This is a genomic window from Tepidimonas sp. (assembly GCF_046292505.1).
Lineage (GTDB): Bacteria > Pseudomonadota > Gammaproteobacteria > Burkholderiales > Burkholderiaceae_C > Tepidimonas.
On sequence record NZ_JBKBQX010000271.1, the window covers coordinates 1 to 529 of the forward strand.

Genomic DNA, 529 nt, shown 5'->3' on the forward strand with positions numbered 1-529 from the left:
GGCGTCGCCATTGGCGACCTTGTTCTCGACCTCGCGGCGGCGTCGGATGCCGGGCTTTTGACAGGCGATGCGGCGATCGCCGCGCAGGCCGCGACGGCGGAAACCCTCAACGCCCTGATGGGCCTGCCGGCGCACCAGCGCCGGGCGTTGCGGCGGGCGCTATCCGGCCTGCTCACAGCCGGCGCGGCGAACCGGAGCGTCGTCGAGAAAATGCTGCGTCCGATGGGTGAATGCACGCTGCATCTGCCGGCCCGCATCGGCGACTACACCGATTTCTATGCCGGCATCCATCACGCCACCAATGCCGGCAAGCTATTCCGTCCGGACAACCCGCTGCTGCCGAACTACAAATATGTGCCGGTCGGTTATCACGGCCGCAGCTCGTCGGTCCGGGTCTCGGGTGCGGCCGTCAAGCGGCCATCCGGCCAGCGCAAGCCAAGCGCGGAAGCGCCGCCGGTTTTCGCGCCGACGCAGAAGCTCGATTTCGAACTCGAACTGGGAATCTGGATCGGGCCCGGCAACGAACCGG

General features: G+C 67.7%; 1 pseudogene. It reads left to right on the top strand.

Annotated elements, in window-relative coordinates:
* Window positions 1–529 (top strand): annotated as a pseudogene (locus ACK4TH_RS13215) (fumarylacetoacetase); the annotation flags it as partial.